The sequence below is a fragment of the Streptomyces lasiicapitis genome (assembly GCF_014646335.1).
In the GTDB taxonomy this organism is placed as follows: Bacteria; Actinomycetota; Actinomycetes; order Streptomycetales; family Streptomycetaceae; genus Streptomyces; species Streptomyces lasiicapitis.
Map to the genome: position 1 here is coordinate 70,257 of NZ_BMNG01000003.1, position 17,551 is coordinate 87,807.

Below are 17,551 nucleotides of genomic sequence, written 5' to 3' on the forward strand. Positions count from 1 at the left end.
CAAGGAACTCTCTTGAACGCCACCCCCGCACCCGACGGCCGTCCCCAACCACACCCAGCGGGAGCGTGCGGCACGCAATCCGCGCAGACCGCGGAAGCCGGCACGGTTCCCCGGCAGAAGGACAGGAACCAGGGGGCCGAGCAGTTGCTGCACGGCACCGCCGACCTCCTCGACCACCCCGACCCGCACACGGCGGCACAGGCCGCGGCCGTCGAGAACCTGCTGCGCTGCTGGGTACGGGAGAACGACACGGCCGCGCCGGACCACGGCACCCTGCGCGTCCCCCTCGAAGCCAGCGGCACCGCGCTCCTCGTGCCGGTGGACTACTGGTCCCCGACCGGCTGGCACCGCTTCGGCCTCCCCTGGCTCGAGGACGGCCCGACGAACGCGCCGCCGGTGGACGCCGTCACCGTCGCCGCCCTCCTGAGCCGCGAAACGGCCCGGACGGACGAGGCGGTCGAGACGGACGAGGCGGACGAGGAACCCACCGCGCCCGCCGGCCCGAGGGAAGCCCCCGACGGCTCCGACCTCGTCGCCCGCGTCGCCGACTCCGTCCGCCGCACCGCCGACTTCATCGCCGACCGCAGGAACAACCCGGGGGACACCCCCGACCTCTTCCTCGCCGCCGAACAGTCCCTGCTCCTCGGCCACCCGCTGCACCCGACCCCGAAGAGCCGCGAAGGCCTCTCCGACACCGAAGTCCGGCTCTACTCACCGGAGTTGCGCGGCGGCTTCCCGCTGCACTGGCTCGCCGTCGACCGCTCGGTGCTCGCCATGGACTCCGCCTGGACCGAGCGCGGCCGCGCCCTCCCGGCGGACCAGCTCACCGCCCGCCTGGCGGGTCCCGACCTGCCGCTCCCGGACGGCCACGCGGCGCTGCCCGCGCATCCGTGGCAGATCCGCGAACTCCGCCACCGCCCCGACACCGCCGCCCTCCTGGACGCCGGACTCCTCAAGGACCTCGGCCCGCACGGCGAACCCTGGTACCCCACCTCCTCCGTGCGCACCCTCTACCGGCCGGGCGCCCCGGCCATGCTGAAGCTGTCCCTCGCCCTGCGCATCACCAACTCCCGTCGTGAGAACCTCCGCAAGGAACTCCACCGCGGCGTCGAGGTCCACCGGCTGCTGCGCAGCGGTCTCGCCGAGCAGTGGCAGGCAGCCCACCCCGGGTTCGACGTGATCCGTGACCCGGCCTGGCTCGCCGTCACCGGCGCCGACGGCGAAGAGGTCACCGGATTCGACCTCATGATCCGGCACAACCCGTTCCGCTCTGGGGACGACGCCACCTGCATCGCCGGTCTCGTATCCCCGCGGCCGACCGCTCAGCCCACCGGCCAGGACCGGCCCCCGATGCACTCCCGGCTCGCCGCGATCATCACCCGGCTTGCCGGACACACGGGCCGCTCCCGCGGGGCTGTCGCCACGGAGTGGTTCCTGCGCTACCTCCAGCACGTCGTACGGCCCGTGCTCTGGCTCGACTCCGAAGCAGGCGTCGCACTGGAGGCCCACCAGCAGAACACCCTGCTCCTTCTCGACCCCGCGGGCTGGCCCACCGGCGGCCGCTACCGCGACAACCAGGGCTACTACTTCCGCGAGTCCCGCCGCGCCGAGCTGGAGAAGCGGCTGCCCGGCATCGGGGAGCGCAGCGACACCTTCGTCTCCGACGAGGTCACCGACGAGCGCTTCGCCTACTACCTCGGCATCAACAACGTCCTCGGTCTCATCGGCGCCCTGGGCGCCGAACGCCTCGCCGACGAACGGCTGTTGCTCGCCGCGTTCCGCCGCTTCCTCACCGACGCCGCCTCCGGTGCCGGCAAGCTCCGCACCCCGCTGCCCGCCCGGCTGCTCGACTCACCCGTGCTGCGCTGCAAGGCCAACCTCCTGACGCGGCTGCACGGCCTCGACGAACTCGTCGGACCCGTCGACACCCAATCCGTGTACGTCACCATCTCGAACCCCCTCCATGCGTGACTGCCCGCGACCTGCCCGCTCCCGGCCCGCCCCGGCCGGGGCGCGCCCTCTTCCCGCCGCCACGGACCACCGTGTTCGCGCCACCGACGACCACGCCCCCTTCCCCCGCCGATGACCACGCCCGCTTCCTGATGACCATGACCCCTTCCTGAGGACCAGGCCCCACCACTGCCGAATCCCCCTCCGAGAGGAGCGACGCCGTGCCTCCCACCGACGCGAGCACCGCCGCCGGAACCGAGCCCGCCACCGCGGGCCCCCCGGACTGTGAAGACACCCTGGACCTGCGGCTGCCCGACGAACTCGTCGCGCTGATCGCCGACTGCGGTGGGCGCACGGCACCCCTCACCTCCGGCGGCCCCGCCGCCCCGGACCGCACGAACGCGGCCACCGAGGCCGAAACAGCACGCGGAGACCTGCTCGACCACGTCGCCACCTGGGGCCCGGCCACCACGGACGCCGGCGTCTTCCAGCTCGTCCCCGTGTGCCTCGACCGGGACCTCGCGCTCATCAGCCGGTGGATGAACGACCCAGCCGTGGCTGCCTTCTGGGAGCTGGCGGGACCCCCGTCCGTCACCGAGGCCCACCTGCGCCCCCAGCTCGAGGGCGACGGACGCAGCGTCCCCTGCCTCGGAGTCCTGGCCGGCACCCCGATGAGCTACTGGGAGATCTACCGCGCCGACCTCGACCCGCTGGCGCGCCACTACCCCGCACGTCCCCATGACACCGGCATCCACCTCCTCGTCGGCGGAGTCTCCGACCGCGGTCGAGGGCTCGGCAGCATCCTGCTGAGAGCCACAGCCGATCTCGTACTCGATCACCGTCCTTCCTGCGCACGCGTCGTAGCCGAACCAGACCTGCGCAACACCCCCTCCGTCTCCGCCTTTCTGAGCGGCGGCTTCCGCTTCGCCGCCGAGGTGGACCTTCCCGACAAGCGGGCGGCGCTCATGGTCCGCGACCGGACCTTGCGCGCCGTCCTGTGACCCGCCCAGCCCGTCGCCCTCCGACCCACCCTCCGACCCGCTCACTGATCCGCTCACTTCTGTTACACCGCTCGACCCGATCCGGTTCCCTCCCCGAGGAGTCCCCGTGCCGAATCTCTCCGACCCCGCGACACCCCGAACAGATCTGATGCCCCAGGCATCCCCTACGCCTCAGTCACCCCGGACAGCGCACGACCGCGCCGCCCTCTACGATCCGCCCGAGCTGACCCGCGAGCGCTGGGAGGAGGCAGGGCAGCGGCTCCTGGCCAAGATCGTCGGCGAGTTCGCGTACGAGGAAATCATCCGGCCGACAGCGACCGGCGCCGCGGAAACGTACTCCCTCCTCCTCGACGAGCCCTCCGCGGACGGCGAGACCCGCCCCCGCCTCACCTTCCGTGCCCGCCGCGGCTCCTACGGCAGTTGGCGCGTGGACCCGGCGAGCGTGACCCTCACCGAAGGCACCGGCGGCCCGCGCCCCCTGACCGACCCGCTCCACTTCCTGACCGCCGCGCGCCGCACCCTGGACCTCGACGGCGCCACCCTCGGCCACCTCATCCGCGAGCTGACCGTCACCCTCAGCGCCGACACCCGCCTCGACCACGGCGCGCTGACCGCCGAGGAACTCGCCGACGTCGGCTACGCGGAGCTCGAAGGCCACCAGACCGGCCACCCCTGGCTCGTCCTCAACAAAGGGCGCATCGGGTTCTCCGCGACCGACGCGCGGCACTGGGCCCCCGAGGCCCGCACCAGCGCGCCACTGCCGTGGATCGCGGTGCACACCAGCCTCGCCACCTACCGGGGTGTGCCGGGCCTGAGCAGCGCGGACGAGCTGTACGCGCGCGAACTGGAGCCCGCCACAAGGGAGTCCTACGCGGCCATACTCCGCGCGCGCGGTCTCGACCCGCGGGAGTACCTCTACCTGCCGGTGCACCCCTGGCAGTGGGACGACATCGTGCTGCCCCTCTTCGCCCCCTCCATCGCCGCGGGGACGATCGTCCCGCTGCCCACCGACGGCGATCTGCGTCTGCCCCAGCAGTCCATCCGGACCTTCCTGAACACCACACGCCCCGACCGCCACACGGTCAAACTGCCGCTCTCGGTCCTCAACACCCTGGTGTGGCGCGGCCTGCCCACCGAGCGGACGGTCGCCGCCTCGGCCGTCACCTCCTGGGTGCACGCCCTGCGCGACGGCGACCCCTTCCTGCGGGACGAGTGCCGGGTGATCCTCCTCGGAGAGGTCGCCGCCGTCGCGGTCGAGCACCCCGTGTACGACTCGCTCCCCGAAGTTCCCTACCAGTACAAGGAACTGTTGGGCGCCATCTGGCGCGAGCCCCTCACGCGCTACCTCGCGCCGGGGGAGCGCGCCCGCACGCTCGCCGCGCTCCTGCACACCGATCCGCAGGGCCGCGCGTTCGTCGCGGAGCTCGTACGCCGCTCCGGACTCACCCCCACGGTCTGGCTGACGCATCTGTTCGCCGCGCTGCTACCGCCCCTACTGCAGTTCCTCTACCGGTACGGAACGGTGTTCTCGCCGCACGGGGAGAACACCATCGTCGTTTTCGACGACAAGGACGTGCCCGTGCGCCTCGCGGTCAAGGACTTCGTGGACGACGTCAACGTCAGCGCGGAACCGGTGCCGGAGCACGCCTCCATGCCCGATGACGTACGCGAGATCCTGCTCACCGAGCCGCCGGCCTTTCTGACGCAGTTCATCCACGCCGGGCTCTTCGTAGGTGTCTTCCGCTATCTGGCTCCCTTGTGCGAGGAGCAACTGGGCGTCCCCGAGGCCGACTTCTGGTCCCTCGTCCGGGCCGAGATCCTGCGCCATCAGGCCCGCGCCCCCGAGCTGAAGGAGCGCTACGAGATGTTCGACCTGCTCACCCCACGTATCGAGCGCCTGTGCCTGAACCGCAACCGGCTCCACCTCGATGGTTACCGCGACCGCCCCCAGCGCCCGCACGCCGCTGTCCACGGGACCGTGCCCAACCCCCTCCACCCGTCTTGATCTCGGTGTTGGCGCTGTTGTCAGTGGGGCACCGTAGGCTGGTCGAGCTATGACGAAGCCCTCCCTCCCCGAGCTCCTGCACGCCGCCGTCGCCGCTGTCGGCGGCACCGAGCGCCCCGGCCAGGTGACCATGGCCGAGACCGTCGCCGAGGCGATCGACGACGGTTCCCACCTGCTGGTTCAGGCCGGCACCGGCACCGGCAAGTCCCTGGGCTATCTGGTGCCCGCGCTCGCGCACGGGGAGCGGGTCGTCGTCGCGACGGCCACGCTGGCCCTGCAGCGCCAGCTCGTCGAGCGCGACCTGCCGCGGACGGTGGACGCGCTGCACCCGCTGCTGCGCCGCCGCCCCGCCTTCGCCATGCTCAAGGGCAGATCGAACTACCTCTGCCTGCACCGCCTCCACGAAGGCGTGCCGCAGGAGGAGGAAGAGGGCCTGTTCGACCAGTTCGAGGCCGCGGCGCCCACCAGCAAGCTGGGCCGCGACCTGCTGCGCATGCGGGACTGGGCGGACGAGACGGAGACCGGCGACCGCGACGACCTGACCCCGGGCGTCTCCGACCGCGCCTGGGCGCAGGTGTCCGTCTCCTCCAGGGAATGCCTCGGCGCCTCGAAGTGCGCGTACGGCCAGGAGTGCTTCGCCGAGGCGGCCCGGGAGCGGGCGAAGCTCTCCGAGGTCGTCGTCACCAATCACGCGCTGCTCGCGATCGACGCCATCGAGGGCGCCCCCGTGCTGCCCCAGCACGAGGTGCTGATCGTGGACGAGGCCCACGAGCTGGTGTCCCGCGTCACCGGTGTCGCCACGGGCGAGCTCACTCCGGGGCAGGTCAACCGGGCGGTGCGGCGCTCGGCGAAGCTGGTCAACGAGAAGGCCGCGGATCAGCTCCAGACGGCCGCAGAGGGCTTCGAGCGCCTCATGGAGCTGGCGCTGCCGGGGCGTCTCGAAGAGGTCCCTGAGGACCTCGGCTATGCCCTGATGGCCCTGCGTGACGCCGCGCGCACGGTCATCTCGGCGCTCGGCTCCACCCGCGACAAGTCCGTCCAGGACGAGGACGCGGTCCGCAAGCAGGCCCTGGCCGCCGTGGAGTCGATCCACGACGTCGCGGAGCGCATCACGAACGGCTCCGAGTACGACGTCGTCTGGTACGAACGGCACGACCGCTTCGGTGCCTCCCTGCGGGTGGCTCCCATGTCCGTGTCGGGCCTGCTCCGCGAGAAGCTGTTCACGGACCGCTCCGTGGTCCTGACGTCCGCGACCCTCAAACTCGGCGGCGACTTCAACGGCGTCGGGGCGTCCCTTGGCCTTGCCCCCGAGGGCACCCGGGCCGAGGACACCCCGGTCTGGAAGGGCCTCGACGTCGGCTCGCCCTTCGACTATCGCAAGCAGGGCATTCTGTACGTCGCGCAGCACCTGGCACGTCCGGGGCGCGAGGGCACGCGCGCCGACATGCTGGACGAGCTCGCCGAGCTGATCGAGGCGGCGGGCGGGCGGACGCTCGGCCTGTTCTCCTCGATGCGGGCGGCGCAGTCCGCGGCCGAGGAGCTGCGGGACCGGCTCGACATGCCGATCCTGCTGCAGGGCGAGGAGACCCTCGGTGAGCTGATCAAGGGGTTCGCGGCCGACGCGAAGACGTGTCTGTTCGGCACGCTCTCGCTGTGGCAGGGCGTCGACGTACCGGGCGCCAACTGCCAGCTGGTGATCATGGACAAGATCCCGTTCCCGCGCCCCGACGATCCGCTGATGAGCGCCCGGCAGAAGGCCGTGGACGAGGCGGGCGGCAATGGCTTCATGGCGGTCGCGGCGACGCATGCGGCGCTGCTGATGGCCCAGGGCGCCGGTCGTCTTGTGCGGGCGTCGGGGGACCGCGGTGTGGTGGCGGTCCTGGACCCGCGGCTTGCCACCGCGCGCTACGGGAGCTATCTGCGGGCTTCGCTGCCGGACTTCTGGTACACCACGGACCGTAATCAGGTGCGCCGCTCGCTGGCGGCGATCGACGCGGTGGCGAATGCGGCGGAGTCGAATGCGGCGGAGGCGACGACGGCGGAGTCGGCCGTGGAGCCGGCCGTGGTGGAGTCGGCGACGGTGGTGGAGTCGGCGGAGGCGTAGCTCTTCGCGGCTCTTCACGCGGGGCGGGGCTCGTCCGCACATGAGACGGGCCCCGGAACCGGCGCAGAGGTCCCGGGGCCCGGTCAGGGGCGGAGGCTCACACGCGACGCAGGACCGCGACCACCTTGCCGAGGATGGTCGCCTCGTCGCCGGGGATCGGCTGGTACGCGGAGTTGTGCGGCAGGAGCCAGACGTGGCCGTCTTCGCGCTTGAAGCGCTTGACGGTCGCCTCGCCGTCGAGCATGGCGGCGACGATGTCGCCGTTCTCGGCGACGGGCTGGCGGCGGACCGTGACCCAGTCCCCGTCACAGATGGCGGCCTCGATCATGGAGTCGCCGACGACCTTCAGGACGAAGAGCTCGCCGTCCCCGACGAGCTGCCGGGGGAGGGGGAACACATCCTCGACGGACTCCTCGGCGAGGATCGGGCCGCCTGCCGCGATGCGGCCGACCAGCGGGACGTACGAAGCGGCGGGCTTGCCCGTGGTGTCGGTGGCCTGGTTGCTCGGCTGGTCCGAGCCGCGGACCTCGTACGCCCGGGGGCGGTGGGGGTCGCGGCGGAGGAAGCCCTTGCGCTCCAGGGCCATGAGCTGGTGCGCCACCGAGGAGGTGCTGGAGAGGCCGACCGCCTGACCGATCTCACGCATCGACGGCGGGTAACCCCTCCGCTGCACCGAGTCCCTGATGACCTCGATCACCCGGCGTTGGCGATCGGTGAGCCCGGAGCTGTCGGCGCGGATTCCTGGAGGTCGGCCCGGCAGGGAGCGCGTGGGCTTGGGCCCCTCCTGGTTCGTGGCTGCGTCATTCATGGCATGCACCGGCTCGAATCGGCTCTGGGAGCGGTCCTGGGCAGTGATGGTGGCGCTGTCTGCGGTGGTGGTCACGTCGGTCGGCCCCTCTCGAGATGTTCTCCCTAGTTAGCCAACGGTAGTTGCTTTCGAAAGGTTGCGCCAAACACACGTTCGAGTGAAAAATCGTAGATTCCCTGCCGCGATCACGTGTCTGGGTGTATGGCTGACGCTCGGGCCGAAAGAAATTTCGGTTCATTACGGTACGCTTCACCGCCGGGGCCGAGACCCTGCCGGAGGCGGTTTCCATAGTGCCACTGGGTGCTCCGGCGACGGGGCACCGGGCCCTCCCGGGCGGTGTCGGCGACGACACGCGATGGTGTCGAAATTTACGGCAAACCCCAGATCTAGTGGTTGGATTGCAACCGCAGCCCAGAAGTTGTGGTCCCCGGTCTTTCGAGCCCGCGGGCATCGCCTATGCTGGGGGCTGCTTCGAGGGTCCCGAGGGCCCGTTGAGGTCTTTGAGACGTGCCGTGAAGGAGGGTTGGGAGTTCCATGCACTGCCCCTTCTGCAGGCACCCCGACAGCCGCGTAGTCGACAGCCGCACCACTGATGACGGCACGTCGATCCGCAGGCGCCGTCAGTGTCCGGACTGCACGCGTCGTTTCACGACCGTGGAGACCTGCTCGCTGATGGTCGTCAAACGCAGCGGCGTCACCGAGCCGTTCAGCCGCACCAAGGTCATCAACGGCGTCCGCAAGGCATGCCAGGGGCGGCCCGTGACCGAGGACGCGCTCGCCGCACTCGGCCAGCGTGTCGAAGAGGCGGTCCGGGCCACCGGAAGTGCCGAACTGACCACCCACGACGTGGGACTGGCCATACTCGGCCCGCTGCAGGAACTCGACCTCGTCGCCTATCTGCGCTTCGCGTCCGTGTACCGGGCGTTCGACTCGCTCGAGGACTTCGAGGCCGCCGTCGAAGAGCTGCGAGGGCGGCGCGACGCCGCACCCGACGGCTCCGCCGCGGAGCGGACCGCGACCGGCCGCGGGCCCGGTGGGACTGCCGAAGTCCCGCAGCCTGCCACCGCCGCCGACTGACCGGATCCCGGATCCGGGTCCGGCGGCTTACCAGACCTGTCGTGGGTCGCCCGCAGGGGTGTCCACGGCACAAGACAACACACCGTGCTGCGGGAAGAACGTGGCACTTCAGGGCGTTTTAGCCTGAAACAGGGAGGCGGCATGACCGAGACGACGAGCGGCCCCGCACGAGGTTCCCGCGCCAAGGGAGCCAAGGGCGGCAAGGGCCTGCGCACGGAGCGCATTCACACGACCCCCGGCGTGCATCCGTACGACGAGGTGGTCTGGGAGCGCCGCGACGTCGTCATGACCAACTGGCGCGACGGCTCGGTCAACTTCGAGCAGCGTGGCGTCGAGTTCCCCGACTTCTGGTCGGTGAACGCGGTCAACATCGTCACGAGCAAGTACTTCCGCGGTGCGGTCGGCACGCCCCAGCGCGAGGTGAGCCTCAAGCAGCTCATCGACCGCATCGTGAAGACGTACCGGAAGGCTGGCGAGGACTACAAGTACTTCTCCTCGCCCGCCGACGCCGAGATCTTCGAGCACGAGCTGGCGTACGCCCTCCTGCACCAGATCTTCAGCTTCAACAGCCCGGTGTGGTTCAACGTCGGCACGCCTCAGCCGCAGCAGGTCTCCGCCTGCTTCATCCTGTCCGTCGACGACTCCATGGAGTCGATCCTCGACTGGTACAAGGAAGAGGGCATGATCTTCAAGGGCGGCTCCGGCGCCGGCCTGAACCTCTCCCGGATCCGTTCCTCCAAGGAACTGCTCTCCTCCGGCGGCAACGCCTCAGGCCCGGTCTCCTTCATGCGCGGCGCCGACGCCTCCGCAGGAACGATCAAGTCGGGCGGCGCCACGCGCCGCGCGGCCAAGATGGTCATCCTCGACGTCGACCACCCCGACATCGAGGGCTTCATCGAGACCAAGGTCAAGGAAGAGGAGAAGATCCGCGCGCTGCGCGACGCGGGCTTCGACATGGACCTGGGCGGCGACGACATCACGTCCGTCCAGTACCAGAACGCCAACAACTCGGTCCGTGTGAACGACGCGTTCATGAAGGCGGTCGAGGAGGGCGGCAAGTTCGGCCTGACGTCCCGCATGACGGGCGACGTCATCGAGGAGGTCGACGCCAAGTCCCTCTTCCGCAAGATGGCCGAGGCCGCCTGGGCCTGCGCCGACCCCGGCATCCAGTACGACGACACCATCAACGCCTGGCACACCTGCCCGGAGTCCGGCCGCATCAACGGCTCGAACCCGTGCAGCGAGTACATGCACCTGGACAACACGTCCTGCAACCTCGCCTCGTTGAACCTGATGAAGTTCCTCAAGGACGACGGCAAGGGCAACCAGTCCTTCGACTCCGAGCGCTTCGCGAACGTCGTCGAGCTGGTCATCACGGCGATGGACATCTCCATCTGCTTCGCGGACTTCCCGACGCAGAAGATCGGCGAGAACACCCGCGCCTTCCGTCAGCTCGGCATCGGCTACGCCAACCTCGGCGCCCTGCTGATGGCGACCGGCCACGCGTACGACTCCGACGGCGGCCGCGCCCTCGCCGGCGCCATCACGTCGCTGATGACCGGCACCTCGTACAAGCGCTCCGCGGAGCTCGCCGCGGTCGTCGGCCCCTACGACGGCTACGCCCGCAACGCCACGCCGCACAAGCGCGTCATGAAGCAGCACTCCGACGCCAACGCCGCGGCCGTCCGCACGGACGACCTGGACACCCCGATCTGGGCCGCCGCCACGGAGGCTTGGCAGGACGTCCTGCGGCTCGGAGAGAAGAACGGTTTCCGTAACGCGCAGGCCTCGGTCATCGCGCCCACCGGCACCATCGGTCTCGCGATGTCCTGCGACACCACCGGCCTCGAGCCCGACCTCGCCCTGGTCAAGTTCAAGAAGCTGGTCGGCGGCGGCTCCATGCAGATCGTCAACGGCACCGTCCCGCAGGCCCTGCGCCGCCTGGGCTACCAGGAGGAGCAGATCGAGGCGATCGTCGCCCACATCGCCGAGAACGGCAATGTGATCGACGCCCCGGGTCTGAAGACCGCGCACTACGAGGTCTTCGACTGCGCCATGGGCGAGCGCTCCATCTCCGCGATGGGCCACGTCCGCATGATGGCGGCCATCCAGCCGTGGATCTCCGGCGCGCTCTCCAAGACGGTCAACCTGCCGGAGACGGCAACCGTCGAGGACGTCGAAGAGGTCTACTTCGAGGCCTGGAAGATGGGCGTCAAGGCGCTCGCGATCTACCGCGACAACTGCAAGGTCGGCCAGCCCCTCTCCGCCAAGACCAAGGAGAAGGAGAAGGAGGCGGTCACCGCCAAGGCCGAGGACACGATTCGCACGGCCGTCGAGAAGGTCGTCGAGTACCGTCCGGTCCGCAAGCGCCTCCCCAAGGGCCGCCCGGGGATCACCACCTCCTTCACGGTCGGTGGCGCCGAGGGCTACATGACCGCCAACTCCTACCCGGACGACGGTCTGGGCGAGGTCTTCCTGAAGATGTCCAAGCAGGGCTCGACCCTCGCGGGCATGATGGACGCCTTCTCCATCGCCGTCTCCGTCGGCCTGCAGTACGGCGTGCCCCTGGAGACGTACGTCTCCAAGTTCACGAACATGCGCTTCGAGCCGGCCGGCATGACGGACGACCCGGACGTGCGGATGGCGCAGTCGATCGTCGACTACATCTTCCGCCGCCTGGCCCTGGACTTCCTGCCCTTCGAGACCCGCTCCGCGCTCGGCATCCACTCCGCCGAGGAGCGCCAGCGTCACCTGGAGACCGGTTCGTACGAGCCGTCCGACGAGGACGTCGACGTCGAGGGTCTGGCCCAGTCCGCACCGCGGCAGACGGAGGCCCTGAAGGCGGTCGTCGCGCCGAAGCCCGTGGTCGAGGAGGCCGCTCCGCAGCAGGCGCACACCAGCGCCGAGCTCGTGGAGATGCAGCTCGGCATCCAGGCCGACGCGCCGCTGTGCTTCTCCTGCGGTACGAAGATGCAGCGCGCGGGCTCCTGCTACATCTGCGAGGGCTGCGGCTCCACCAGCGGCTGCAGCTGAGCGGCTGACGCCGTGAGGTGAGGGGCGGCGGGCCTTCGGGCCCGCCGCCCCTCACCGCTTCTCAGCGGACGCCACCCATCGCGGAGGTGAAGGACGCCAGGTCGGTGTCGAAGCCGTGGAGCAGCTCGCGGAACGACCAGGGCCCGCCCGGCTGTTCCCGGGTGAACTCGGCGACCACGGAGGCCGTGCAGCCGGCCACGTCCGCGAAGTCGTTCTCGGTGAGGTCCGTGTACCCCTCGCGGATGCGGACCGAGGGATTCCCTATGTCGCCGAAGGCCCTGCCCTCCGGAGGCTGCTGGATGGCCACGCCGATCACCACGCGCACATACCTCTCGGCGAGCCGCTCCAGCTCCAGGACCATGACCTCGTCGTAGCCGAAGCCCTGGCCGGTCTTGCTGTCCCTGCTGAGCGTGATCGTGCCGTCCGGGGAGCGGCTGTCGAAGTGCACGAGGTAGGCGGGGCTGCCGTGGGGGTCGTCGGCGGTGTACGTCGCGGCGACGATGTCCAGGTCGTGGGAGGGCGTGCCGAGGGGGCTCGGGTCCCATTTCAGGCCGACCTCGACCTTCTTGGGCCCCTTGTTGATGTTGCTCACCGAACTCCCCCTCGGTCTTCGTGCGTTGTCAGTGCTACGACCACGCTAAGGCCTGCCGCTGACATCGGTGCCGTGAACCCTGCGGATCGCCTGCGATCATTGTTCCCATGACATGGAACGGGGAAGAGCTGGACGTCGACGCCTACTTGGCGAGAATCGGCTATGAGGGCGAGGCCAAGCCCGACCTGGAGACGCTGCGCGCGCTCCACCGGGCGCACGTGGCCTCGATCCCCTTCGAGAACCTGGAGATCATGCTCGGCCGCCCGGTCCTCCTGGACCTGGCCGCGCTCCAGGACAAGATGGTCCGCAGGCGGCGCGGGGGCTACTGCTACGAGCAGAACCTCCTGTTCGCCGCGGTCCTGGAGCGTTTCGGGTTCTCGGTCAAGGGGCTCGGTGCGCGGGTCAGGGCGGGCGCGTCGTCCACGCGCCCCACGTCGCACATGCTCCTGAGCGTCGAGGCGGACGGCGAACAGTGGCACTGTGACGTCGGGTTCGGCGGGGACGGACTGCTCGAACCCATCCCGATGCGGGAAGGCGTCGACGTACGACAAGGAGAGTGGCGTTTCGGCATCGTGGGCGAGGACGAAGGTGTGCGGGTGCTGCGCACCGAGCACGCCGACGGCTGGTTCGACCTCTACGCCTACACGATGGACCGGCGACTGCCCGTCGACTACGTGGTGATGAACCACTACACCTCAACTCACCCCAAATCGCCCTTCATTCGGCGTCCGGTGCTCCAGCAGGCCGCTCCCGATGTGCGCCGCCGGCTGGTCGGCGCGCAGCTGACCCTTACGCGCCCCGACGGTTCGACGGACGAACGCGACGTACCGGTAAGCGAGTTGAGGGAGACGCTCGTGCGGGAGTTCGGCATCGAGCTCGGTGACGACGACTTCGCCGAGTTGATCCGGGCGCACTACGCCGGAGCGTGACCCGTGCCACGCACCGCGCCGTACGATGGCGCGGTGCTGGTCAAGTGGATTCGCTGCACCGTGGTGGACCGCCGGGGTTTCGAGCGGGCGCAGCGAAAGTGGGCGGGGCTTCTGGGGGAGCCGGGGTTCCGGGGACAGGGCGGAGGATGGAGTCGTGGCCGGCCGGACGTGGCGCATGTCTTCGCGTTCTGGGAGAGCCGTGCCTTCTACGACTCCTTCATGGCCCGCTCCCACGACCGGCTGGCCGCGGCACAGGTGGGCACGTACAAGAACGCGCAGGCCAAGCTCTTCGACCACCGCTTCGACGTGAAGACGGGCTTCGAGCCGCGCTTCACGGAAGTGGACGTCGTGCGGGTGGCGCACTGCCGTGTCCACGAGGCGCGGGTGGAGAACTTCGCGCTGATGCAGGAGAAGGTCTGGAACCCCGCGATGGCGGGCTCGCCCGGCATGGTGCGCGGGCTCTTCGGCGAGGCTCCCGGCCATGAATTCCTGATCCTGTCGATGTGGCAGTCCGCCGCCGAGCACGGGAAGTACCGCGTGGAACGGATCGAACGGCTCGCGCTGCGCGCGCAGACGGAGGCGGACGTGGCCTCGCTGACCGGGGATGTCGTGGAGTTGGAGCCGTCGTGGACGGTGTGAGGTGTTCGGCGGCGGTGTGAGGCGGGGCTTCTCGCCGCCTCACCGGGCGCGTACGCCGGATGGAGCCCGGCTGCGCCGCCGGGGGAGGGGCCGATCTAGGGTCGACCCATGGCACGACCGCGGCGCATCGTTCTCGTCCGGCACGGCGAATCGGCAGGCAACGCCGACGACACCGTGTACGAACGCGAGCCCGACCACGCTCTCGCCCTCACCGAGACGGGCCGGGGCCAGGCCGAGGAGACCGGCAAGCGGATGCGGGAGCTGTTCGGCCGGGAGCGGGTGAGCGTGTACGTCTCGCCGTACCGCCGCACCCACGAGACCTTCCAGGCGCTGCGGCTCGACCCCGAGCTCGTGCGGGTGCGGGAGGAGCCGCGGCTGCGGGAGCAGGACTGGGGAAACTGGCAGGACAGGGACGACGTCAGGCTGCAGAAGGCCTACCGCGACGCCTACGGGCACTTCTTCTACCGCTTCGCCCAGGGCGAGTCCGGTGCCGATGTCTACGACCGCGTCGGCGCCTTCCTGGAGAGCCTGTACCGCAGCTTCGAGGCCCCCGACCATCCGCCGAACGTCCTGCTCGTCACGCACGGGCTGACCATGCGGCTGTTCTGCATGCGCTGGTTCCACTGGTCGGTGGCGGACTTCGAGTCGCTGTCCAACCCGGGCAACGGCGAGTCGCGGACGCTGCTGCTCGGCGAGGACGGCAAGTACACACTCGACCGGCCGTTCGAGCGCTGGCGTGAGCCGGAGCCGTACGGCATCACCGGATAGGGTGACAGGGCGATGACCGCTGACCTCTCTCCAGACCGGCGCCTTGAGAGCGCCCTCGCCAGCCTGCGTGGTCTTGCGGTGGGAGACGCGCTGGGCTTCCAGTTCTTCACGCCCGCGCACTACCCGCTGCTCAAGCGGCGCGAGCTGCCCGAGGGGCCCTGGCCCTGGACCGACGACACCGAGATGGCCTGCTCCGTCCTGTCCGTCCTCGCCGGGCACGGCAGGATCGACCAGGACGCCCTGGCCCGCTCCTTCGCCGGGCACCACCACGCCGACCGGGGCTACGGCCCCGCCGTGAACCAGCTGCTCGGCCGGATCCGCGACGGCGGGGACTGGCGGGAGCTGGCCTCCGCCCTGTTCAAGGGGCAGGGGTCCTGGGGCAACGGCGCGTCCATGCGGATCGCTCCGCTCGGCGCCTGGTACGCCGACGACCCGGAGCAGGCGACCCACCAGGCGGAGATCTCGGCCTACCCGACGCACCAGCACCGTGAGGCCGTCGTCGGCGCCATGGCGGTGGCCGCCGCCGCGGCCCTCGCGGCCGACCCCGCGGGGCCGCCCGCCCCCAAGGCGCTGCTGGACGGCGTCATCGACCTGGTGCCCCGCAGCGCCGTGGGCGCGGGCCTGCGCCGCGCGCGGGACATGCTCGACTACGACGACGCCGGGACGGTGGCCGCCGTCCTGGGGTGCGGGCGCCGCACGACGGCGCACGACACCGTGCCGTTCGCGCTGTGGTCCGCGGCTCGTGGCCTCGGCGCGTACGAACAGGCCTTCTGGGACACCGTGCGCGTGGGCGGCGACATGGACACCACCTGCGCGATCGTGGGCGGAGTCGTGGCCGCGGGCGCCGGTGGGGCGCCGCCGGCCGCGTGGCTGGAGCGGACGGAGCCGCTGCCCGGCTGGGTGCCGGTCACGTCGGCCTGAGCCTGCCGCTTGCGCCGCTTACGGGGGCCTGAGCCCGCGTGGGCGCCCCCGCGCGGTGGCCACGTGTGTGCCGGGCCGGCCTCGCTGTCGCGAACGGCCCGGCACACACGTCCCCCGTCAGCCCCCCGCTGGACCTGCCGCGCTCGCCGTACCGGAGAGGGCGTCCAGGTCGCTCTTGCGGACTCGGATCACGAGCAGGGCCGTGATCAGGGCCAGTACGGCCATGGCGACCGCCGGTATGAAGGCCGTGGAGATGCCCGTGGAGAGCACCTCGTGGCCCCATGGCGCCGGTAGCTCGCCGGACTTGGCGAAGGCGGCCTTCTCCTGCGGGGAGGCGTGGGCCATGAAGTCCGCGACCTGGTCCTTGGCCTCGTCCCGGCTCGCCGTGCCGAACACCGTCGTCAGGATGGACAGGCCGAGCGACCCGCCCACCTGCTGTGTCGCGTTGAGCAGGCCCGACGCGGCGCCCGCCTCGTGCACGGCGACGCCGGACACCGCGGTCAGCGTGAGCGTCACGAAGTTCAGGCCCATGCCGAAGCCGAAGAGCACCATCGGGCCGAGCACCCCGCCCGCGTACGAACTGTCCGGGGTGATGAACGTCTGCCATCCGAGGCCCAGGGCGACGATGGCGGAGCCGGTCACCATGAAGGGCTTGGGGCCGAGCACCGGCAGGAACCGCTGCGACAGACCCGCGCCGATCACGATCGCGACCGTGACGGGCAGGAAGGCGAGACCGGCCTCGATGGGCGTGTAGTTCAACACGTTCTGGACGAAGAGAACGATGAAGAAGAACATCCCGAACATCGCCGCGGCCAGGCTGAGCATGATCACGTACGTCCCCGACCGGTTGCGGTCGGCGAACATCTTCAGTGGCGTGATCGGTTCCTTGGCGCGGCTCTCGATGAACACGAAGGCCACAAGGAGGACGACCGCCGCGCCGAACGAGGCGAGCGTGAGCCCGTCGCGCCAGCCCTCCTCGGAGGCCCTGATGAAGCCGTAGACCAGCGAGGCCATACCGGCTGTCGAGGTCAGCGCGCCCACGAAGTCGAAGCGGCCGGGATGGCGCTCGGACTCGCTGATGTAGAGCGGCGTGAGGAAGGCGATCAGCACGCCGATGGGTACGTTCACGAACAGCACCCAGCGCCAGTCCAGCCACTCCGTGAGCATGCCGCCCGCCAGCAAGCCGATCGCGCCACCGCCCGCCGAGACGGCCGCGAAGACACCGAACGCGCGGTTCCGCTCGGGGCCTTCGGGGAACGTGGTCGTGATCAGGGCCAGGGACGTGGGCGACGCGATCGCGCCACCGACGCCCTGGAGGGCGCGCGCCGCCAGCAACTGCCAGGGCTCCTGGGCGAATCCGCCGAGCAGCGAGGCGAACGTGAACAGCAGGATGCCGAACATGAAGACCCGGCGGCGGCCGAGGATGTCACCGGCACGGCCGCCGAGAAGCAGCAGGCCGCCGAAGGTGAGGGTGTACGCACTCACGACCCAAGTGAGGTCCGTCGTGGAGAACTTGAGCGCGTCCTGAATGTGCGGGAGCGCGATGTTCACAATCGTCGCGTCCAGTACCACCATGAGTTGGCAGGCGGCGATGATGGTGAGCGCCAGACCGGGGCGCCCTTCGCGGCGGGCCGCGCCTGGCTTTTGATCTTGCTTTAACTGAGAGGTTGTCACTATGGGTCCCCCACAAGTGCGTTAGTGAACGCAGACGTTCACTGTCGCGC

Annotated in this window: 13 protein-coding genes; 10 read left to right on the forward strand and 3 right to left on the reverse strand. The window is 70.3% G+C overall.

Going from position 1 to position 17,551, the window contains the following annotated elements:
• Nucleotides 1-144 precede the first annotated feature (144 nt).
• The 4 genes from IEY91_RS06230 (at nt 145) to IEY91_RS06245 (ending at nt 7,060) form a co-directional block, all read left to right on the forward strand.
• Nucleotides 145-1,971: an IucA/IucC family protein gene (locus IEY91_RS06230; protein ID WP_229696793.1), complete on the forward strand. Its 1,827-nt coding sequence runs from the start codon at nt 145-147 to the stop codon at nt 1,969-1,971.
• Nucleotides 1,972-2,171: 200 nt separating this feature from the next.
• Nucleotides 2,172-2,951 carry a GNAT family N-acetyltransferase gene (locus tag IEY91_RS06235; RefSeq protein WP_189173175.1) on the forward strand — a complete coding sequence of 260 codons (780 nt, stop codon included), beginning with the start codon at nt 2,172-2,174 and terminating at the stop codon, nt 2,949-2,951.
• A 148-nt stretch (nt 2,952-3,099) separates the two neighbouring features.
• Nucleotides 3,100-4,956: an IucA/IucC family protein gene (locus tag IEY91_RS06240; RefSeq protein ID WP_189173452.1), complete on the forward strand. Its 1,857-nt coding sequence runs from the start codon at nt 3,100-3,102 to the stop codon at nt 4,954-4,956.
• 49 nt (nt 4,957-5,005) lie between these two features.
• Nucleotides 5,006-7,060 carry an ATP-dependent DNA helicase gene (locus tag IEY91_RS06245; protein WP_189173176.1) on the forward strand — a complete coding sequence of 685 codons (2,055 nt, stop codon included), beginning with the start codon at nt 5,006-5,008 and terminating at the stop codon, nt 7,058-7,060.
• A gap of 97 nt (nt 7,061-7,157) precedes the next feature.
• On the opposite strand, the gene lexA is transcribed toward IEY91_RS06245, so the two are convergent.
• On the reverse strand, nt 7,158-7,943 hold the full coding sequence (lexA, locus tag IEY91_RS06250; RefSeq protein WP_164319728.1) for a transcriptional repressor LexA: 786 nt from the start codon (nt 7,941-7,943) through the stop codon (nt 7,158-7,160).
• 459 nt (nt 7,944-8,402) lie between these two features.
• On the opposite strand from lexA, the gene nrdR reads away from it, so the two are divergent.
• Both nrdR and IEY91_RS06260 read left to right on the forward strand, forming a co-directional pair.
• Nucleotides 8,403-8,945 carry a transcriptional regulator NrdR gene (gene nrdR / locus IEY91_RS06255; protein ID WP_164319726.1) on the forward strand — a complete coding sequence of 181 codons (543 nt, stop codon included), beginning with the start codon at nt 8,403-8,405 and terminating at the stop codon, nt 8,943-8,945.
• Between the two features lie 141 nt (nt 8,946-9,086).
• Nucleotides 9,087-11,978, forward strand: coding sequence for a vitamin B12-dependent ribonucleotide reductase (locus tag IEY91_RS06260; protein ID WP_164319724.1), 2,892 nt, complete (start codon nt 9,087-9,089; stop codon nt 11,976-11,978).
• A 61-nt stretch (nt 11,979-12,039) separates the two neighbouring features.
• Here IEY91_RS06260 and IEY91_RS06265 read toward each other — a convergent pair whose 3' ends face one another.
• The gene (locus IEY91_RS06265; protein WP_189173177.1) at nt 12,040-12,570 is read right to left on the reverse strand and encodes a TerD family protein; all 531 of its coding nucleotides are present in this window, start codon (nt 12,568-12,570) and stop codon (nt 12,040-12,042) included.
• A gap of 107 nt (nt 12,571-12,677) precedes the next feature.
• Between IEY91_RS06265 and IEY91_RS06270 the strand changes: the two genes are divergently transcribed.
• The 4 genes from IEY91_RS06270 (at nt 12,678) to IEY91_RS06285 (ending at nt 15,827) form a co-directional block, all read left to right on the forward strand.
• Nucleotides 12,678-13,499, forward strand: coding sequence for an arylamine N-acetyltransferase family protein (locus IEY91_RS06270; protein ID WP_164319721.1), 822 nt, complete (start codon nt 12,678-12,680; stop codon nt 13,497-13,499).
• 33 nt (nt 13,500-13,532) lie between these two features.
• Entirely contained in the window at nt 13,533-14,138 is a 606-nt protein-coding gene (locus IEY91_RS06275) for a YdbC family protein (RefSeq protein ID WP_164319719.1), read from the forward strand.
• Nucleotides 14,139-14,246: 108 nt separating this feature from the next.
• The gene (locus IEY91_RS06280; protein ID WP_164319717.1) at nt 14,247-14,906 is read left to right on the forward strand and encodes a histidine phosphatase family protein; all 660 of its coding nucleotides are present in this window, start codon (nt 14,247-14,249) and stop codon (nt 14,904-14,906) included.
• Nucleotides 14,907-14,918: 12 nt separating this feature from the next.
• A complete protein-coding gene (locus IEY91_RS06285) occupies nt 14,919-15,827 on the forward strand; it encodes an ADP-ribosylglycohydrolase family protein (protein ID WP_189173178.1) in 909 nt (302 codons plus the stop codon).
• 117 nt (nt 15,828-15,944) lie between these two features.
• On the opposite strand, the gene IEY91_RS06290 is transcribed toward IEY91_RS06285, so the two are convergent.
• Nucleotides 15,945-17,501, reverse strand: coding sequence for an MFS transporter (locus IEY91_RS06290; protein ID WP_164319713.1), 1,557 nt, complete (start codon nt 17,499-17,501; stop codon nt 15,945-15,947).
• Between the last annotated feature and the right edge of the window lie 50 nt (nt 17,502-17,551).

Bases quoted from the DNA above. Each gene is read 5' to 3' on its own strand.
- IEY91_RS06240 (WP_189173452.1), top strand. From the start codon at position 3,100: ATGCCCCAGGCATCCCCTACGCCTCAGTCACCCCGGACAGCGCACGAC.
- IEY91_RS06245 (WP_189173176.1), top strand. From the start codon at position 5,006: ATGACGAAGCCCTCCCTCCCCGAGCTCCTGCACGCCGCCGTCGCCGCT.
- nrdR (WP_164319726.1), top strand. From the start codon at position 8,403: ATGCACTGCCCCTTCTGCAGGCACCCCGACAGCCGCGTAGTCGACAGC.
- IEY91_RS06260 (WP_164319724.1), top strand. From the start codon at position 9,087: ATGACCGAGACGACGAGCGGCCCCGCACGAGGTTCCCGCGCCAAGGGA.
- IEY91_RS06270 (WP_164319721.1), top strand. From the start codon at position 12,678: ATGACATGGAACGGGGAAGAGCTGGACGTCGACGCCTACTTGGCGAGA.
- IEY91_RS06280 (WP_164319717.1), top strand. From the start codon at position 14,247: ATGGCACGACCGCGGCGCATCGTTCTCGTCCGGCACGGCGAATCGGCA.
- IEY91_RS06285 (WP_189173178.1), top strand. From the start codon at position 14,919: ATGACCGCTGACCTCTCTCCAGACCGGCGCCTTGAGAGCGCCCTCGCC.